This is a genomic window from Nitrospirillum amazonense (genome assembly GCF_007828045.1).
GTDB lineage: Bacteria > Pseudomonadota > Alphaproteobacteria > Azospirillales > Azospirillaceae > Nitrospirillum > Nitrospirillum amazonense_C.
The window spans coordinates 20,955-37,985 of sequence record NZ_VITN01000021.1 but is presented as its reverse complement, the minus strand read 5'-3'; the positions used below and the strand labels follow the sequence as shown (position 1 = coordinate 37,985).

Genomic DNA, 17,031 nt, shown 5'->3' with positions numbered 1-17,031 from the left:
GGCAAGGACAGAACACGATGTGGAAGGTTCGCCTCTTAGCGCTTCTCATGACCGCCCTGGCCCTGCCGGCCACGGCGCAGTCGCCCGCCGACCTCAAGCCGACCCCACCCGCCCAGGTGCCGGCGGCCAGTGAGGCGCCGGCCTCGGCCCCGGCGCCCGCGTCCACGCTGACCAAGGCGGACGTGGACACCTGGCTGGACGGCTACATGCCCTACGCCCTGCAGACCGGCGACATCGCCGGCGCGGTGGTGGTGGTGGTGAAGGACGGCCAGGTGCTGACCCAACGCGGCTTCGGCTATGCCGACGTGAAGGAGAAGAAGCCGGTGGACCCCGCCGGCACCCTGTTCCGCCCGGGCTCCATCTCCAAGCTGTTCACCTGGACGGCGGTGATGCAGCAGGTGCAGGCCGGCAAGCTGGACCTGGACCGGGATGTCAACGACTACCTGGACTACAAGATTCCGCCGGCCTTCGGCAAACCCATCACGCTGCGCCACATCATGACGCACACCCCCGGGTTCGAGGAGACGGCCAAGTACCTGCTGCTGAACGACCCCAAGCTGGCCAAGCCGCTGGGTGAGGCCATGAAGCGCTGGGTGCCCACGCGCATCTACGCACCGGGGCAAATCCCGGCCTATTCCAACTACGGCGCCTCGATGGCGGGCTATATCGTGGAGCGGGTGTCGGGCGAGCCCTTCGCCCAATACATCCAGAACCATATCTTCACGCCCCTGGGCATGCAGCATTCCACCTTCGTCCAGCCGCTGCCGGCCAACCTGGCCGGGGGCATGTCCAAGGGGTACGAGCAGGCGTCCAAGGACCCGCAGCCGTTCGAGATCATCGACATGTCGCCAGCGGGCGCCCTGTCCGCCACGGGGGCCGACATGGCGCAGTTCATGATCGCGCACCTGGCCCACGGCGGCCCGCTGCTGGACAAGGCGACGGCGGAGCAGATGTACGCCAACGCCAACACCCCCTACCCCGGCCTGCCGTCCATGGGGCTGGGCTTCTATCATGAGGACCGCAACGGCCACCGCGTCGTGGGCCATGGCGGCGACACCGACGTCTTCCATTCCGACCTGCACCTGTTCATCGACGACGGCGTCGGCCTCTACATGTCCTTCAACAGCGCCGGGCGCGAAGCTGCCGCCCATGTGCTGCGGGAGCATGTCTTCGTCGACTTCACGGACCGCTATTTCCCCCAGCCCAAGCCCGAGCTGCCCACGGCCCCCACCGCCAAGGAGCATGCCCAGGTCATGGCTGGGCACTATGTCAGCAGCCGCGGTTCCGAGACCAACTTCATGCGCCTGTTCAGCCTGCTGGGCGAGGCCCAGATCGTGGCGAACGACGACGACACCATCACCGTCTCCGCCCTGCTGGACGCCGCCCGGGTGCCCAAGCGCTGGCGCGAGATTGGCCCCTGGCTGTGGCAGGACGCGGAAGGCAAGGAGCGTCTGGCGGCCGTGGTGAAGGACGGCAAGGTGGTCATGTTCTCCATCGGCGCCTACGCCCCCATCATCGAGTTCGTGCCGGCGCCGGGCTCGCTGAATGCCGGCTGGATCACGCCGGTGATGGCGGTGGCGCTGGGCGTGCTGGCCCTGACCGCCCTGTCCTGGCCCGTCGTGGCCCTGGTGCGCCGCCGCTACCGCTACAACCCCGGCATCACCGGCCGGCCGCTGGTTCTGCACCGCGCCACCCGGGCCGCCGCCTGGCTGGTCCTGGTCTTCGTCCTGGGCTGGGGGATCATGCTGTCGGTCATCAACCACGGCGTGGACGCCCTGGACGGCCGGCTGGACATCTGGATGCGCCTGATGCAGCTGGTGTTGCTGGCCACCATCGCCGGCACCGTGGCCGCCCTCTGGAACGCGTACGACATCGCCACCCGGGGCGGCCGCCGGCCCTGGGCCACCGCCTGGGCGGTACTGGTGGCCCTGTCGTTGGTCTTCTTCGTCTGGGCCGCCATCAACGTCAAGCTGCTGACGGCCTCGCTGAACTTCTGAGTGTGTCAGGGCACTGAAGGCCGGCCGGGATCATGGTCCCGGCCGGCTTCTTTTTTGGTTCATCGCTGATTTTCAGGGCGCCGGGGCGGGAACGGACGATGGGTCGCCTTGGTTCGGCGCTTCCTGGCCGGGGCCGGTCCAGACGTCCCCCGGTTCCAGCGCGCGAAAGCGGTCGGCCGCGATGCCCGCCAGCGCCAGCGCCTGGGCCAGTTCCCGCGGCGGGGCCAGGCGTTCCTCATCCGACAGGGGAAAGGTGCCCCAATGCACGGCCAGCCCCTGGCGGGCGCCACAGTCGGCCAGGATGCGCACGGCCTCCGCCGGATCGCAGTGCTGCTGCTTCATGAACCAGCGGGGATCGTAGGCGCCGATGGGCAGTATGGCGACGGTGGGCTCACCATGGTGCCGTCTCACCTGGCGAAAAATGGCGCCGTCGCCATAGCCGGTGTCGCCCGCCACGTAGACCGGGCCCGCCGGCGTGCGCAGCACGAAGCCGCACCACAACGCCATGCGGCGATCACCCAGCCGGCGTGCCGACCAGTGATAGGCGGGATGGAAGCTGGCGGTGACGGCCGGGCCCAGCGCCACCGTGTCGCCCCAGTCGCCGGTTTCCACCGGCAGGGGCCCCACCTCGCGCGCCACCACGCGGTCATTGCCCAGGGGCGCCACGATGCGGGGGCGGTGGGCGGCCCACAGCCGGCGCAGGGTGCCCACGTCCAGATGGTCGTAATGGTTGTGGGTCAGCAGCACGGCGTCGATGGGGGGCAAGTCCTCGAAGGCGACGCCCGGACGGTTCACGCGGCGCGGCCCCAGCCATTGAAAGGGGCTGGCCCGTTCCGACCAGACGGGATCCACCAGCAGGTTCAGTCCCGCCACCTGGATCAGCACGCTGGCGTGACCGACCATGGTGACCGCGAGCCCCGCCACCCGCGCCGCCGGACGTACCTGCCGCCCCGCCACCGCCGTGGGCCATACCGGCCGCTTCCCGCCCCAGCGCCAGCGCAGAATTTCCCCCAGGCTGCGATCGGTCGGGGCTTGGCCGGGATTGAAAAAGCGGACACCGTCGAAATGATCCGTCACAGGACCGGCATAATAGGGATTCCCGGGCATTCGGCGTCCGCATCGTTGGGTGGCAAGAAGCTTCCCTTGTATCGGCACGGGCAGGCCTCGTTTCAAGGCGGCGCCCCTTCATTATTGTGCCATGTCAACGACATCCCCGAGCCGCGACGCCCACAGTCGCGCCACCTGCCGGCCTATTGGGATGCCCCCCGTGAGTCTCGACCCGACCGATCCACCCCCCTTGTCGCCCGTGCTGCTGGCCGGGCTGGCGGCGCGTGTCCTGCCGCCCCTGCCGCTGTTGGGCCGTCCGCTGGCCGGACCCGTGGCCGCGCGCCTGTCACAGATGGCCTTCGACCGCCTGCGGCGGCAACATGAAGCGGTGTTCCAGCGCCTGGCGGTGCTGGGGGAGCGGACCTTCCTGGTTGATCCCAGCGACCTGCCGGTGCGCTTCCTGCTGCGGCCGGCAGGCAATCGGCCCGGCCTGTGGCCCATCGCCGATGGCAGCATCCTACCCCCGGCGGCCGCCACGCTGCGGGCGCCCCTGACGGCGCTGCTGGCCTTGCTGGAGGGGCGTGTCGACGGCGACTCCCTGTTCTTCAGCCGGCAGCTGATGATCGAGGGCGACATGGAGGCGGTGCTGATCCTGCGCAATGCCGTGGACGGCGCCGGCATCGCGCTGGAGCGCGACCTGGCGGCCCGCTTGCCCCGCCGCGTCCTTACCATGGCGCGGCGCTGGTACGGCGATGTCGATGGCCTGCTGCATCTGGTGGCCCGGGCCGCGCATCAGCCCGCCGCCCTGGCGGTGGCGGAGGTTCAGCCATGACGGCCTCTCCCCTTTCCCTCGTCTGCCCCGCCGGAACGCCGGCGGCATTGGACGCGGCGGTGGAGGCGGGCGCCGATGCCGTCTATTGCGGTTTCGCCGACGCCACCAACGCCCGCAACTTCCCCGGGCTGAACTTCAGCCCGGTGGAGATGCGCGCGGCCGCCGCCCGCACCCACAGGGCCGGCCGGTCGCTCTACATCGCCATCAACACCTTCCCCCGGGCGGGGGAAGATGCCACCTGGCACCGCGCTGTGGACAACGCGGCCGAGGCCGGGGCAGACGCGGTCATCCTGGCCGACCTGGGCTTGCTAGCCTATGCCCAGGCCACGCACCCCTCCCTGCGCCTGCACCTGTCGGTCCAGGCCGCCGCCTCCACACCCGAGGCCATCCGCTATCTGGCCCAGACCTTCGGCGTGCAGCGCGTGGTGCTGCCCCGCGTGCTGACCCTGGCGGAAGTGACGGACCTGACGGCGGCGGTGGCGCCGGTGGAAACGGAGGTGTTCGCCTTCGGTGGCATGTGCGTGATGGCGGAGGGGCGTTGCCAGCTGTCCAGCTACGTCACCGGCCAGTCGCCCAACACCCATGGTGTCTGTTCGCCCGCCGGCGCGGTGCAGTTCCGACGCGAGCCCGGCGGCGATGTCACCGCCCGGCTGGGCAGCGTCACCATCGACCGCCACTCTGCTGGATCGCCGGCCGGCTATCCCACCCTGTGCAAGGGCCGGTTCCGCGCCAACGCCACCACCGGATACCTGTTCGAGGAGCCGACATCGCTGAACGCCGCCGACCACCTTCCCGGCCTGATCAAGGCGGGAGTGCGGGCCTTGAAGATCGAGGGGCGGCAGCGGGGCCGCGCCTATGTCGCCCGCGTGGTGGGCGAGTTCCGCCGCGCCATCGACGCGGCCGTGGCCGGCGGCTTCACCGTGCCGGATTTGGCCAGCGAGATGGAAGGCGGCCGCGCCACCGCCGGGGCCTACGACCAGCGCTGGCGCTGAGCGGGGAGGATGATCATGAACCTCGAACGTCCCAAGCTGACCCTGGGCCCTTTGCACTTCCACTGGCCGGCTGCGCGGCGGCGCGACTTCTATGCCCGCATCGCCGATGAGGCGCCGGTCGACACCGTCGTCCTGGGCGAGGTGGTCTGCTCCAAGCGCGCGCCTTTCTTCGACGGCCACATCCCCGAGGTGGCGGAACGCCTGCGGCGGGCCGGCAAGGAGGTGGTGCTGGGCAGCCTGGCGCTGGTCATGCAGGCGCGGGAGCGCCAGGGCGTCATGGAGCTGGCCAATGACAGCGATTTCCTGGTGGAGGCCAACGACCTGACGGCCGTGGCCGCCTGCGCCGGCCGGTCGCACGTCGTGGGGCCCCTGGTGGCCGTCTACAACCCCGGCACCCTGGAACTGATGGCCCGCCAGGGCGCCACCCGGGTGTGCCTGCCGGGGGAGCTGACGGCTGACGCCATCGGGGCATTGGCGGGGGCCGCCACGGCGACGGGCACCCAGCTTGAGGTGCAGGCCTTCGGCCGCCTGCCGCTGGCCATCTCCGCCCGCTGCTACCACGCCCGCGCCCATGGCCTGCACAAGGACGGCTGCCGCTATGTCTGCGAGAAGCACCCTGACGGCATGGACCTGGACACCCTGGACGGCGCGCCCTTCCTGGCGGTGAACGGGGTGCAGACGCTATCCGGGAGCTATCTGGACCTGCTGGGCGATCTAGGCCGACTGCGCGCCCTGGGTGTCAGCCGCTTCCGCCTGTCACCGCAGGATTGCGACATGGTGGCGGTGGCGGAAACCTTCCGTGCGGTGCTGGACGGCATCCTTCCGGTAGCCCCGGCCCGCGACCGCCTGCGCGACCTCTGCCCCAGCCGCCGCTTCAGCAACGGCTTCCTACACGGGGTGGAAGGCATGGCCTATCGGGCGGCGGCAGGCGGCGGCATGGCCTGAGGCCACATTCCGCCTTTTGCCGCGGTCCCAAGCTCCAGACACGGGCTTTCGCGGGTTCCCGTCGAAATGCGGGCGGGACGGAACAGGGCGGACGGGGCAGCGGTTTCCTCAATTCAAAACGGCCAACTTGAGACGGGCGGAAAACGCCCTTCGATCAGTGAGCAAGGAGGAACCCCATGGCTTCTTTCACGCCGCCCCACCCTTCCGCCGAACCGCCCCGCCCACGGCCCCGCACCAAGCTGGAGCAACTGGCGGAGGGCGCCTATCACGGCACGGGCGAGACCCCGCCCCCGCCCAGGCAGGCGCCCCGCACGCCGGGTGCGAAGCTGACCGACCTGCTGACCAGCGCGCCCGTGGCCTACACCGCCTTTGGCGTGGTGCTGGGCTTCATTTTCGGCAGCAGCCGGCGCTGAACGCGACGAGACCCGCGGGAGGGTGCGCCTCCCGCGGGTCCCGTCGGCTTCGGACGCCAGGCGTCGTTAGCTCTTGGCGTAGTGGAACGCCGGCTGGTTCTTCAGCGCGTCCTTGTTGCCGCCCGGCAGTTCGATCTTGTCATCGGTGATCTGCAGGGCGCTGTAAGGCACGGCCACAAGGCGGTCACCGACGCCCAGGAAGCCACCCACCGACAGGATGGCGTAGGGCACGCTGTCCCTGGGCGAGATGATCAGGTCATCGACGGTGCCGACGGTGTCGTTCTGGTCGTTCACCACCTTGGCGCCCACGATCTTGGACGAGCGGTGGCCGGTGGCCACGGTCGCCACATCCACCTTGGTGGAGGCGATGCGCTGGGTGGTGCCCTGCGCCAGGGTCGGGGCGGCGGGCAGGACGACGGCGGTGCCCAGGGCGGACACGCCCAGGGCGGCGGCCAGGAACAGGTTGGCGCGTTTCATGGTAACTCCTCCAGTTGGGGCGGGCCGCTTTTCCCGTATGGCGCATGGCGCCTGGGCGGGCCACCCGGTTGTTGCAAGGCGGTTTTGCTAACCGCTTGAACAACAACCGAAAGGCGCCTGCGGTTCCCGGTACGGGCCGCCGCCCCACAAATGCCCCAGGCGTTAACGGCTGGCATCCACGGGACGTCAGGCGGCGGCCCGGTTCAGCCGCGTCCTGGCCAGCATGCTCAGCCATTCATCCGTGGCCTTTTCCTCGTCCAGGCTGAGGCGCAGCAGCTGGGCGCTGTCGGCCCGGCCCAGCATTTGGGCCCAGGCGACCAGGGTGCCATAGCGCGCGATCTCGTAATGCTCCACAGACTGCGCGGCGGCGACGAGGGCGGCGTCCAGGACGCCCTTGTCGGCGACCTCCCCCACCACGTCGTCGGTCTCATCGATGATGCAGTCGATGGAGGGGCACTTCGCGGCCTCCGGCACGGCACCATGCATCTGGAACACCTGTTCCAGCCTGGCGATCTGCTCCTGCGTTTCACGCGCGTGCGTCTCGAAACCGTGCCGCAGCTCAAGATCCGCCGCGCGCGCGGCCATCTGGGGCAGCGCCTGCGCGATGCGGCGCTCCGCATAGTAAATGTCCTTCAACTGATACACGAACAAATCGTGCAGCGTTCCGATGTCCTTGGTGAACATGCCCATGGCCGTATCCTCCGCGTGCGGGCGGGAGTTTCCCGTCCACCGCCTTGAACACGGATCTGCACGTTTTTGTTCCGAAAGATCACGCCTGCTGCAACTGATGCAGCTTGTCCAGGCGCATGGAGCCGCCAAGACGCGAGCGATGACACGGCGGAGGGGCCGTGTTTCCCCTAGTGACGGGTCCACTGGGTCGTGGATGTCGCGTCGGCACCGGCCGGCAAGGTGGTGGCGCCCAGGGCGACGACACGATTGGGCAGGCCCATCAGGCCGGCAAGCTTGGTGCGCGCCCGGTTCACGCGGCTTTTGATGGTACCCAGGGCGCAGCCGCAGATCTCCGCCGCCTCTTCATAGCTGACGCCGGCCCCGCCCACCAGGATCAGCGCCTCGCGCTGGTCCTCCGGCAGGGCGGCCAGGGCCGCCTTCAACTCACGCCCGGTGATGCCCCATTCCTGCGCCGGCTCCATCATCATACGACCGGTGTGAAAGCCGTCCGGATCGGCCACCTCGCGTTGGCGGCGCTTGGCGATGGAATAGTGGCGGTTACGCAGGATGGTGAACAGCCAGGCGCGCAGGTTCGTACCGGGCGTGAACTGGTCGGCATGCGACCAGGCGCGCACCACGCAATCCTGGACCAGGTCGTCGGTATCGGCGGTGTTGCTGGTCAGCGACCGGGCGAAGGCGCGCAGCGCGGGCAACAGGCGCAACACCTCGTCACGAAATTCCGGATCCCGCTTGTCCCTGTTCAGCGCACCCGCTGATAGGTCGGTCGATAGTAAATCAGATGGCATAATCCGCCCCGTATCAAGATGCTCTCAAGGAAAACGGGATCCTTGAGAATCGGATGGATGAGGTCTTCAGGTTGATTTGAGATCATCGCGGCGCCTTCTGCGGCACGCGGTAAAAGCATAGACCCATAAAACTGCGTCGTGTTCGGATTTTCCGGGAGGGGTCGCACGTCTCTATTGTGTCACGAACACGTATATGTCGTAGGCGGAAGCGCCTATACCAAACGAATTCATTATGGCATGCGCCCTAGCGCGAAAACGTGCATCGAAAGTTTCCAGGGCCCAGGAAACTTTCACGCCGGTCGGCAGGTTCGGAAACCAAATCGCCAGATCCAGATGCCAGATCCAGATAGAGAGGAGCGACGCAGATCATGCCGGCACACAGCAACGCCTCCGCCGACCTCATCACCGAACAGCTACCCTGCCTGCGCCGCTATGCCCGGGCATTGACTGGCAGCGCCATCAGCGGCGACGCCTACGTCCGCATGGTGTTGGAAACGCTGGTGCAGGATGGCGTGGGCATCCTGGGGCCGGACGCCAACCGCGGCACGCTGTTCCATCTGTTCCACCGCATCTATGCTGGCGGGCATCTGGAACTGGGCGACGAAAGCCCCGTCCCCGACACCCTGGGCCCCGGCGCCCTGCTGCGCACCCTGCCCTGCGAACGGCGCGAGGCCTTGCTGCTGACGGCGGTGGAAGGGTTCACAGCCGATGAGACCGCCTGGATCCTGGGCCTGCCGCTGGAGGTGGTGGAGCACCAGATCAACCTGGCCCGCCAGGCCTTCCGTGACGGTCTGCGGTCGGGCGTGGTGATGCTGGAGGACGACATGACCATCCGGCTTCCTCAGGCGGGCGATATGCCATCGCATGCCCACGCTTCCGGTGGCGGATGGGGCGCCGGCTTGCAGTAAATAAGCTCCAGGGGTGGTTGACCGCCGGCGGCTCAATTAAGCTGGCTGGATCGGCGGCGCCTGTTGATAATGATCGTTCCAGCCGGCGGGGGACATGCGGGCGCCAGGGCGCGCCGGCCCAAACAAGGCCCGATCACCAGGGCCGCATCCAGGGGATCCGTCATGACCAAGCAGCCGAAAGCCCCGAATGGCAAGCGATCGCTGCTGACGGCCAGTACCCGCCGGATGCCGCCCGGCCCACAGACTGTGCTGGACCGGGGCCTGCGCGAGATGTTCGAGGATGAGGCGGCGGAGCCCGTGCCCCAACACCTGTTGGACCTGGTCGATAATCTGCATCGGAAAAACCGCAAGCACTAAACCGGTGGCAAGGGGGCCGGCGGCCAAGCCGCCCCTATGCGCGACGCGTGAGAGGCTAGGCGCCTCAGGCGGGCACCGGCGCGACGTTTCGCTGGGGGAAACGATGGCGGCGCATGGCCTCGACGAACAGCGTCAGCGTGTCCTCCAGTGTCTCGCCGGTGATGACCCCCTCTTCCTTCAGCACGGTGGGCAGGTTGGCGGCCGCCAGCACCTGTTCGCCCGTGCCGATGGCGGCGATAGGCTTGCCATGCAGGAAGGCCTCGTTGAGGAAATGGCGGAACAAGCCGCTGGCCTGTAGGGCGCTGGTGCCCGCCCCGCTCGGCACGATCACCGCGTCATAAACCACCGACGGGGCGTTGGGTGCCGCGCGCGTGACGGGCACCAGGATGCCGTCACCGCCCTGCACCATGCCGGCGGCAGGGGCCACCACCTCCACGATCGCCTCCTCATCCATCAGTGTTTCCTGGATGATGGTCAGTTGTTCGGCGCTGACGCCCTTGTCCACCAGCACCGCCACTTTGCGGCCCCGAATGTCTTCCGCCACCCGGTCCATGCTGAGCGCGGGTGAGCGGCCGACCTTAAGATCGGCGTCGGTCTGGCCCGCTGCCGCCGGATGCGCCCGGGCCTCCGGCAACGGAATGCCCGTCCGGGCGGCCACGCGCTGCGCCAATTCCAGCGCGATGTTGCTCAGGATCACGTCCATCACCCTCTGGCGCACCACCATGTCGGTGCACTGGTTCAGCTCGAAGGAGAAGGCGGCGACGATGTGGTCCTTCTCCCACCCCGTCATGCTGTTCCAGAACAGGGTGGCCTGGCTGAAATGGTCACCGAAGCTGTCGCTGCGCACGCGGATTTTGGCGCCGTCCACCTTCTCCGCATAGCTGCGGAAGGCATCGGCGGCCTCGGGCGAATGCATGGGGCAGCCGTGGGCCAGGCCGTTGGGGAAATAGGCGACGCGGCCCCGGTTGATCTGGCGGCGGCCCATGCCGTCGCGCTGGTTGTTGTCCACCCGCTGCAGCGGCCGGTTGATGGGCAGTTCGGCGAAGTTCGGGCCCACGCGGCGCAGCTGGGTATCGAGATAGGAGAACAGGCGCCCCTGCAGCAGCGGATCGTTGGTGAAGTCGATGCCCGGCACCACATGGCCGACGTGAAAGGCCACCTGCTCGGTTTCGGCAAAGAAGTTGCCGGGGTTGGCCGTCAAGGTCATCAGGCCCACCCGGCGCACCGGCACCATCTCTTCCGGGATGATCTTGGTGGGATCCAGGATGTCGATGCCGTACTTGAACTCGTCCTCCTCCTCGATGACCTGCAGGCCCAGTTCCCATTGCGGGAAATCGCCGCGCTCGATGGCATCGAACAGGTCGCGGCGGTGAAAGTCGGGATCCTTGCCGGCGGTCTTCTGCGCCTCGTCCCACACCTGGCTGAAGACGCCCTTCAGCGGCTTCCAATGAAACTTGACAAAGCGCGCCTTCCCCTCGGCATTCACCAGGCGGAAGGTGTGGACGCCGAACCCCTCCATGGTGGCGTAGCTGCGGGGGATGGCCCGGTCGCTCATCACCCACATCAGCATGTGGGCGGACTCCGGGGTCAGCGACACGAAGTCCCAGAAGGTGTCGTGCGCTGACTGGGCCTGTGGAATCTCGTTATGCGGTTCCGGCTTCACCGCATGGATCAGGTCAGGGAACTTGACGGCGTCCTGAATGAAGAAGACGGGCATGTTGTTGCCCACCAGGTCCCAGACGCCCTCCTCCGTATAGAACTTGACGGCGAAGCCGCGCACGTCGCGCACCGTGTCGGCCGATCCACGCGACCCCGCCACGGTGGAAAAGCGCACGAACACAGGCGTTTCCTTGGCCGGGTCCTGGAAGGGCGCGGCGGTGGTGAGGTCGGACAGCGGCTCATACACCTGGAAGATGCCATGGGCGGCAGCACCCCGGGCGTGCACCACCCGCTCCGGGATGCGTTCGTGATCGAAGTGGGTGATCTTTTCCCGCAGATGGAAGTCTTCCATCAACGTCGGCCCCCGGGGTCCGGCGCGCAGGGAATTCTGGTCGTCGCTGACCTTCAGACCCTGGTTGGTGGTCAGCGCCGACCCCGCCTCCTGACTATCCGGGGCCAGGTCACGCTGCTTGGCCGTATCACCGCCGACGAAGGGCACGCTGGGCATCGCGGGTTTGACGGCCGGCTGGGCCATCGCGTCCGGGGTGGGGCTGGGCGTGGGCGGCACGGGGCGCACGGGCGTGTCGTCGTAACGGGTGTCGGACATGGGCTTCCTCTTCGGCGGGACGGCTGTGGCGGGAGGGCGGTCCACGGCTCCAACCACCCGGCTCAGCTCAAGTTCCCCGCGTCCTGGCGCTTTTCCGCCCGGCGCAGCACGGTCAGCACCGCGGCCTCCGCCGGGGACAGCCCCGCCGGCCCGTCCTGGCGCAGGCGCAAACGGAAGCGGCCCGCCAGGTAATCGTCCATGATCACCGGGTGGACATAGCATTGGCGGCAGATGGTGACGGTGTTGCCCAGACGGGCCGCCACCTGTTTCAACGCGGCGGTGACCATGCGCCGGCCATGGGTGGGGCTGGTGGGCGGCGGGCTGTCGTTCAGCGCCAGGGCCATCATGACCGTGCCGGCCCAGGTACGGAAATCCTTGGCCGTGACCCCGTCTTCGCGTGTGGGCCCCTTCCCTTCCGCCGCCTTGCGCAGGTAGGCGTTCACATCGGCGGAGCTGACCTCTCGCCGGTTACCGTCACCGTCCAGATATTGGAAAAGGGGCTGGCCGGGCAGCTCCTGGCAGGCCTTGACGATCCGGGCCACCCGCCGGTCGGTCACCTTCAGCCGCCAGAGCTTGCCGCTCTTGCCCTTGAAGTCGAAGCGCAGGGACGACTTCTCCACGCTGACGTGGGCGGCGCGCAGGGTGGTCAGGCCGTAGCTCTGATTGTCGCGGGCGTAATCGGCGTTGCCCACGCGGATCAGCGTCGTGCCCAGCAGGTGGACGATGGTGGCCAGCACCTTGTCGCGCGGCAAACCGGGCAAGGCCAGATCCCTTGCCACCCGGTCGCGGATTTGCGGCAGGCGGCGGGCGAAATCGATCAGGTGGTGGAACTTGGCCCCCTCCCGCGCCTGGCGGAAGGCGGGGTGGTACATGTACTGCTTGCGCCCCTTGGCGTCGCGGCCGGTAACCTGAAGGTGGCCATGGGTGTCGGCGCAGATCCACACATCCGTCCAGGCGGGCGGGATGACAAGGGCCTTGATGCGGGCCCGTAGCACGGGGTCGCGCACTGTGGCGCCGTCCGGCAGGCAATAGCGGAAGCCCGATCCGGACTTCCTCCGCCGGATGCCGGGATCGCTATCGCTGACATAGACCAGGCCCGCCTCATCGCTCATTCGGCGGCCTCAGGCGCCTTCCTGCGGCACTGGCTCAGATATAGTGCCTGGCCGACGACGGCCGTGGCCAGAATCAAGGCGTTGGTGGTGACGAACACCCAGTTGCCCAGCAGCCAGGAATAGGTGACGAAGCCGATGGAGGTGGCGATCTGCCCCGTGAACAGCCAGGGCGACACCCCCTTGGTCGAGCGCTCGCGCCATTGCGTCCAAATCTGGCACGCCAGGGTCAGGAACAGCAGCAGCGCCGCCAGCCAGCCGATAAGGTCCGCGAAGCCGGGCGTGATCATCCGTTGTAGGCCCCCGCGCCGACCTTCACCCCTAGCACGCGGCAGGCCGCGGCGCCCAGATCCTGCTCCAGCTCAAAATAGCGGGCCCAGGGATCGGCGCGGCGCATCAGGGCCGGGGCATCGGCGGTGGCGTAGAAGTCCGCCCGTTCCACCTTGGCCAACTCCTCCCAGCTGACCGGGCAGGCGATGGGGGTGCCACCGCCGCCGCGCGCGGGCTTGGCCCGGGTCGAGTAGGGAGCGATGGCCGAGGAACCCCGCGTATTGCGAAAATGATCGATGAAAATGCGACCCTGGCGCCGGGCCTTGCTCATGGTGGCGACGTAGGCATCCGGGTTGGCCTCCACCAACTGTTCCGCCACGGCCTTGGCGAAGGCGGCCACCACCGGCCACTGGCGACGTCCGCCGGCGGCGCCGGGACCCAGCGGAGCCACGACATGCACGCCCTTGCCGCCCGTCAGCAGGGGGAAGCTGGCGAGGTCCAGCGCCGCCAGCACATCGCGCATGGCCGCCGCCGCCTTGACCTTGGTGAAGGGTAAGCCGGCGTCGGGGTCCAGGTCGAACACCAGCCGGTCGGGCGATTCAAGCTTCCGCACCGGGCTGCCCCACAGGTGCAGTTCCAGCACGCCCATTTGGGCCGCCGCCCGCAACCCCGCCGCGTCCGTCAGATAGAAATAGTCGATCTGCCTGCCGTCCTTCTCCTTCACCGCCTTGCGCCGCCATGGCGCGGGCGTGCCGGCCCCCGCATGGCGTTGGAAGAAGCAGGCCTGTTCCGTCCCCTCTGGACAGCGCAGCAGGCTCAACAGCCGGCCGGCGGCATAGGGCAGCATGCGCGGCGCCACCGTTTCCAGATAGTCGGCCAAGCGCTGCTTGGTCAGGCCGGAGACGGGGTCCAACACCCGTTCCGGATGGGTCAGAGCGATATCGCCCATGGACAATCCCCCTTCCTTCACGGGTTGCCCCCCGGGTTGTCCCACGGGTTCCGCCTTTTCCAGCACCACGGCCCTGGCTGGCTTGTCGGCGCGCAGGCCCATGAAACGGCCCTGCCGCACCAGCCGGTCGCCGGTAAACCCCGCGAAGGCGATTTCCGCCACCAGCTCAGGCTTCACCCAGCGCGCCTTCCGGGCGATGGCAGGGGGCACGCTGTCGGCCGCCACCGTCGGCGTCTTACGCGCCAAGGCGTGCAGCCTCGCCTCCAACCCCGCCTGGGTGTCGGCGTCGAAGCCGCTACCCACCCGGCCGGCGTAGCGCAGGGCGCCATCCTCGCGCAGGCCCAGCAGCAACGAGGCGAAGGCCCGCCCGTGGGTAGAGGGCGACCAGCCGACGATGACGAATTCCTGACGGTTGCCGCACTTCACCTTCAGCCAGTCGTGGCACCGTCCCGGCTGGTATGGCCCGTTGGCCCGCTTCGCGATGATACCCTCGAATCCCTGTTCGCACAGGGTGGCCAACAGGCCGCCGCCGCCGCCCGTCACGTGGTCGGTGTAGAAGACCGGGCCGGTTTTGCCCGCCTCCCCCAACAGGGCGGCCAGCCGCGCCTTGCGCGCCACCAGCGGCCGAGGTCCCCAGTCGCGCCCAGCCTCCGCCAGCAGATCGAAAACGTAGTAGCTGAGGGCCGCCTGATCGTCCTTCATCGCGCGCTGCAGGGAGTTGAAGTTGCTGAGCCCATTGGTATCCAGGGCCACGATCTCCCCATCCAGCAACACCGGCGGCAGGTCCAGCGCCGCCAGCGCCCGTACGATGGTGGGGAAGCGATCGGTCCAATCCAGGCCGGAGCGGGTGTGGATGCGCACCTCCCGGCCTGACACCGCCACCACGGCGCGATAGCCGTCGAACTTGGCCTCGAACAGCCAATCCGGTCCCTCCGGCGGGCTATCGACCAAAGTGGCCAGCGCCGGCTCGACGAAAGCGGGTGGTGGAATGTGTTTGCGAGACGGCGGCATCTTGGCTGGTGCCTTGGACGGCGCCTCGGACAGATGGTCCAGCACCTCGTCATCGGGGATGTCGCGGCCCATGGCATCCCTCGATCAATGGGTCAGCCGACCGACCAGGGCGCGGGCATCGTCGGGCGCCCGCAGCTTGTCGGTGTTGTCGAAGTAGAGATAGACATCGCGGGGCGCCGGCTGCGGATCGCGGGGCGCCTCGATATAGTCGTCGCGCCCATAATCACCGGCGTCCAGCGGCCGGCCCCCGGCCCAGGCGGCGACTCGCCGCGCCCAGCGATCCAGTTCGTCGGTGCCATAACCGCTGCGGTATAATTCACTGGAGCCGTGCAGGCGGCAGTAGACGAAGTCCGACGTCAAATCCATCAGGCGCGGCCATTCGACCGTGTCGGCGCAGACCAGCGCCACGCCGTGCTGGCGCAGTAGGTCGGTGAAGGCCGGATCGCGAAAACTCTCGTGGCGGATTTCCACGGCATGACGCAAACGGCGATGGGGACCGGGCCGCATCCAGGCACGGGCCTTGAGGTTGTCGTCGTGGCGGTGGGCCAGGTCGGCCGCGTGTTCGGTGTCGTGGGGCAACAGCGCCAAGAAGTCGCCCAGCAGTTGGGCATCGAATTTGAAGCTGGGCGGGAATTGCCACAGCAGGGGTCCCAGCTTATTCCCCAGCCGCAACAGGCCAGAGGCCAGGAAGTTGGCCAGCGGCGCCAGGGGATCCTTCAGCCGGCGGATATGGGTGATATAGCGCGGCGCCTTCACCGCGAAGACGAAGCCGTCGGGCGTCTCCTCATTCCACCGGGCGAACACGTCCGGCGTCTGCAGCCCATAAAAGGTGCCGTTGATCTCGATGCTGCGGAAGACGCCGCTGGCATATTCCAGCGCGCGGCGCTGGGGCAGGCCTTCCGGATAAAAGGCCCCACGCCAGGGGGCGTAGGTCCAGCCGGAGATGCCGATGCGGACGTCCGCCTGGGGCGCCATGATGCCGACGGTCCTTCCTTACCACCACTTGCCCAACCACCAGGCCAGCGCGAAGGCCACGATCACCAAGGCCAGGCTGACCAGCAGGACGGCCAACACGGGCCGGCCGAGGGTGGCCCCCCGCGCCTCCCGCGCGGTCAGGACGACATGGTCTTTCTTACGTTCCATCTTCGGGCCCTCGCTCGCTGCCAGGTCACAGCCAAAGCAACCGCCGGATGCCGCGCAGGGTTCCGTGGCGAGCGGGAACGGGGCGGGCGGGAAGGGGGCGGGCGGGAAGGAGGCGGTGGCGGGCACCAGCGGTGCCGCCGATGTGGACACCCCGACCTGGGTACCATTGATTTCCGCAAGGGCCGCGATATGTCACTCGCTGAGGTCCGACCAGGAAGAAGGAGCAGGCGTGACGCTACTGAGATCAGTGCTGCGCATGGGTACGGCAGCCTGCCACGCCACCCTGGACAGGCACTTCGCCGCGCTGGATGTCAGCCACCTGCCGGATTACATCCATCTGCTGAAAGCCCAGCACCCAGCGTTGCGCGCCGTTGAATTGAGCCTCGAGGCGGCAGGGGTGGAGCTGATCCTGCCCGATTGGCAACAGCGCCGCCGTCGCCACGCGCTGGAGGCGGACCTGGCGGCGCTGAATGCCAGCAACCGCCTATCGGCCGTGCTGGTGGAAGCGCCCCTTATCCGCAGCCGGGCACAGGCCCTGGGCCATCTGTATGTGCTGGAAGGGTCACGGCTGGGCGCCGAGGTGCTGTTGCGCCGGGCGCTGGACGCAGGCGATCCTCTCATTTCCCAAGCGACCCGCTTCCTGGCGCATGGCCGGAATCGCCCCTTCTGGCGCGGCTTCGTGGCCCTGCTCAACAAGGAAGCCGCCGACAGCACTTTCCGAGCCGAGGCCGTGACGGCCGCGGTCGCCTCCTTCGGCCTATTCCTGAAGGCGGCCGAACAGGTCTTGGGCCATTATCAGGCTAGCCGCGGCCGTGGGCAGGTGTCAGAAAAATGAGCCGC

The 17,031-nt window shown here is 68.3% G+C and carries 18 protein-coding genes; 8 read left to right on the top strand and 10 right to left on the bottom strand.

The window, feature by feature from the left end; translation table 11 throughout:
* Window positions 1-17: 17 nt before the first annotated feature.
* Window positions 18-1,997, top strand: coding sequence for a serine hydrolase domain-containing protein (locus FBZ89_RS24400; RefSeq protein ID WP_246172540.1), 1,980 nt, complete (start codon window positions 18-20; stop codon window positions 1,995-1,997).
* Between the two features lie 72 nt (window positions 1,998-2,069).
* Here FBZ89_RS24400 and FBZ89_RS24395 read toward each other — a convergent pair whose 3' ends face one another.
* Complete coding sequence (locus FBZ89_RS24395; RefSeq protein ID WP_145752973.1) at window positions 2,070-3,104, bottom strand: MBL fold metallo-hydrolase; 1,035 nt, start codon at window positions 3,102-3,104, stop codon at window positions 2,070-2,072.
* A 160-nt stretch (window positions 3,105-3,264) separates the two neighbouring features.
* Between FBZ89_RS24395 and ubiT the strand changes: the two genes are divergently transcribed.
* From ubiT to FBZ89_RS24375, 4 genes are all read left to right on the top strand, one after another.
* On the top strand, window positions 3,265-3,876 hold the full coding sequence (ubiT, locus tag FBZ89_RS24390; RefSeq protein WP_186457552.1) for a ubiquinone anaerobic biosynthesis accessory factor UbiT: 612 nt from the start codon (window positions 3,265-3,267) through the stop codon (window positions 3,874-3,876).
* Window positions 3,873-4,868, top strand: coding sequence for a ubiquinone anaerobic biosynthesis protein UbiU (gene ubiU, locus FBZ89_RS24385; protein WP_145752969.1), 996 nt, complete (start codon window positions 3,873-3,875; stop codon window positions 4,866-4,868). The genes ubiT and ubiU overlap by 4 nt, the downstream gene beginning before the upstream one ends.
* Before the next feature lie 15 nt (window positions 4,869-4,883).
* Window positions 4,884-5,813 carry a ubiquinone anaerobic biosynthesis protein UbiV gene (gene ubiV / locus FBZ89_RS24380; RefSeq protein ID WP_145752967.1) on the top strand — a complete coding sequence of 310 codons (930 nt, stop codon included), beginning with the start codon at window positions 4,884-4,886 and terminating at the stop codon, window positions 5,811-5,813.
* A gap of 176 nt (window positions 5,814-5,989) precedes the next feature.
* Window positions 5,990-6,226, top strand: a complete 237-nt coding sequence (locus FBZ89_RS24375) for a hypothetical protein (RefSeq protein WP_145752966.1) — start codon at window positions 5,990-5,992, stop codon at window positions 6,224-6,226.
* Window positions 6,227-6,292: 66 nt separating this feature from the next.
* Here the strand turns inward: FBZ89_RS24375 and FBZ89_RS24370 are convergent, their stop codons facing one another.
* The 3 genes from FBZ89_RS24370 to FBZ89_RS24360 all read right to left on the bottom strand — a co-directional run bounded on the left by FBZ89_RS24370 (window position 6,293) and on the right by FBZ89_RS24360 (window position 8,178).
* A complete protein-coding gene (locus FBZ89_RS24370; RefSeq protein ID WP_145752964.1) occupies window positions 6,293-6,703 on the bottom strand; it encodes a PRC-barrel domain-containing protein in 411 nt (136 codons plus the stop codon).
* 186 nt (window positions 6,704-6,889) lie between these two features.
* The gene (locus tag FBZ89_RS24365; protein ID WP_145752963.1) at window positions 6,890-7,393 is read right to left on the bottom strand and encodes a YciE/YciF ferroxidase family protein; all 504 of its coding nucleotides are present in this window, start codon (window positions 7,391-7,393) and stop codon (window positions 6,890-6,892) included.
* A gap of 167 nt (window positions 7,394-7,560) precedes the next feature.
* The gene (locus FBZ89_RS24360; protein WP_145752962.1) at window positions 7,561-8,178 is read right to left on the bottom strand and encodes a sigma-70 family RNA polymerase sigma factor; all 618 of its coding nucleotides are present in this window, start codon (window positions 8,176-8,178) and stop codon (window positions 7,561-7,563) included.
* Window positions 8,179-8,546: 368 nt separating this feature from the next.
* On the opposite strand from FBZ89_RS24360, the gene FBZ89_RS24355 reads away from it, so the two are divergent.
* Window positions 8,547-9,086, top strand: coding sequence for a sigma factor-like helix-turn-helix DNA-binding protein (locus FBZ89_RS24355; RefSeq protein WP_145752961.1), 540 nt, complete (start codon window positions 8,547-8,549; stop codon window positions 9,084-9,086).
* Between the two features lie 162 nt (window positions 9,087-9,248).
* On the top strand, window positions 9,249-9,443 hold the full coding sequence (locus tag FBZ89_RS24350) for a NepR family anti-sigma factor (RefSeq protein WP_145752960.1): 195 nt from the start codon (window positions 9,249-9,251) through the stop codon (window positions 9,441-9,443).
* A 64-nt stretch (window positions 9,444-9,507) separates the two neighbouring features.
* On the opposite strand, the gene FBZ89_RS24345 is transcribed toward FBZ89_RS24350, so the two are convergent.
* The 6 genes from FBZ89_RS24345 to FBZ89_RS31005 all read right to left on the bottom strand — a co-directional run bounded on the left by FBZ89_RS24345 (window position 9,508) and on the right by FBZ89_RS31005 (window position 16,191).
* Window positions 9,508-11,709, bottom strand: a complete 2,202-nt coding sequence (locus FBZ89_RS24345; RefSeq protein ID WP_246172538.1) for a catalase — start codon at window positions 11,707-11,709, stop codon at window positions 9,508-9,510.
* 62 nt (window positions 11,710-11,771) lie between these two features.
* The gene (locus FBZ89_RS24340; protein ID WP_145752959.1) at window positions 11,772-12,821 is read right to left on the bottom strand and encodes a DNA topoisomerase IB; all 1,050 of its coding nucleotides are present in this window, start codon (window positions 12,819-12,821) and stop codon (window positions 11,772-11,774) included.
* On the bottom strand, window positions 12,818-13,108 hold the full coding sequence (locus FBZ89_RS24335) for a PQ-loop domain-containing transporter (protein WP_145752958.1): 291 nt from the start codon (window positions 13,106-13,108) through the stop codon (window positions 12,818-12,820). Before FBZ89_RS24335 ends, FBZ89_RS24340 begins: the two co-directional genes overlap by 4 nt.
* Window positions 13,105-15,120: a DNA ligase D gene (ligD, locus tag FBZ89_RS24330; protein WP_145752957.1), complete on the bottom strand. Its 2,016-nt coding sequence runs from the start codon at window positions 15,118-15,120 to the stop codon at window positions 13,105-13,107. The genes FBZ89_RS24335 and ligD overlap by 4 nt, the downstream gene beginning before the upstream one ends.
* Before the next feature lie 12 nt (window positions 15,121-15,132).
* Window positions 15,133-16,023, bottom strand: coding sequence for a DUF72 domain-containing protein (locus tag FBZ89_RS24325; protein ID WP_145752956.1), 891 nt, complete (start codon window positions 16,021-16,023; stop codon window positions 15,133-15,135).
* 18 nt (window positions 16,024-16,041) lie between these two features.
* Window positions 16,042-16,191 carry a hypothetical protein gene (locus FBZ89_RS31005; protein WP_157999499.1) on the bottom strand — a complete coding sequence of 50 codons (150 nt, stop codon included), beginning with the start codon at window positions 16,189-16,191 and terminating at the stop codon, window positions 16,042-16,044.
* 115 nt (window positions 16,192-16,306) lie between these two features.
* Between FBZ89_RS31005 and FBZ89_RS24315 the strand changes: the two genes are divergently transcribed.
* The gene (locus tag FBZ89_RS24315; protein WP_186457551.1) at window positions 16,307-17,026 is read left to right on the top strand and encodes a biliverdin-producing heme oxygenase; all 720 of its coding nucleotides are present in this window, start codon (window positions 16,307-16,309) and stop codon (window positions 17,024-17,026) included.
* The last annotated feature ends 5 nt before the right edge of the window (window positions 17,027-17,031 follow it).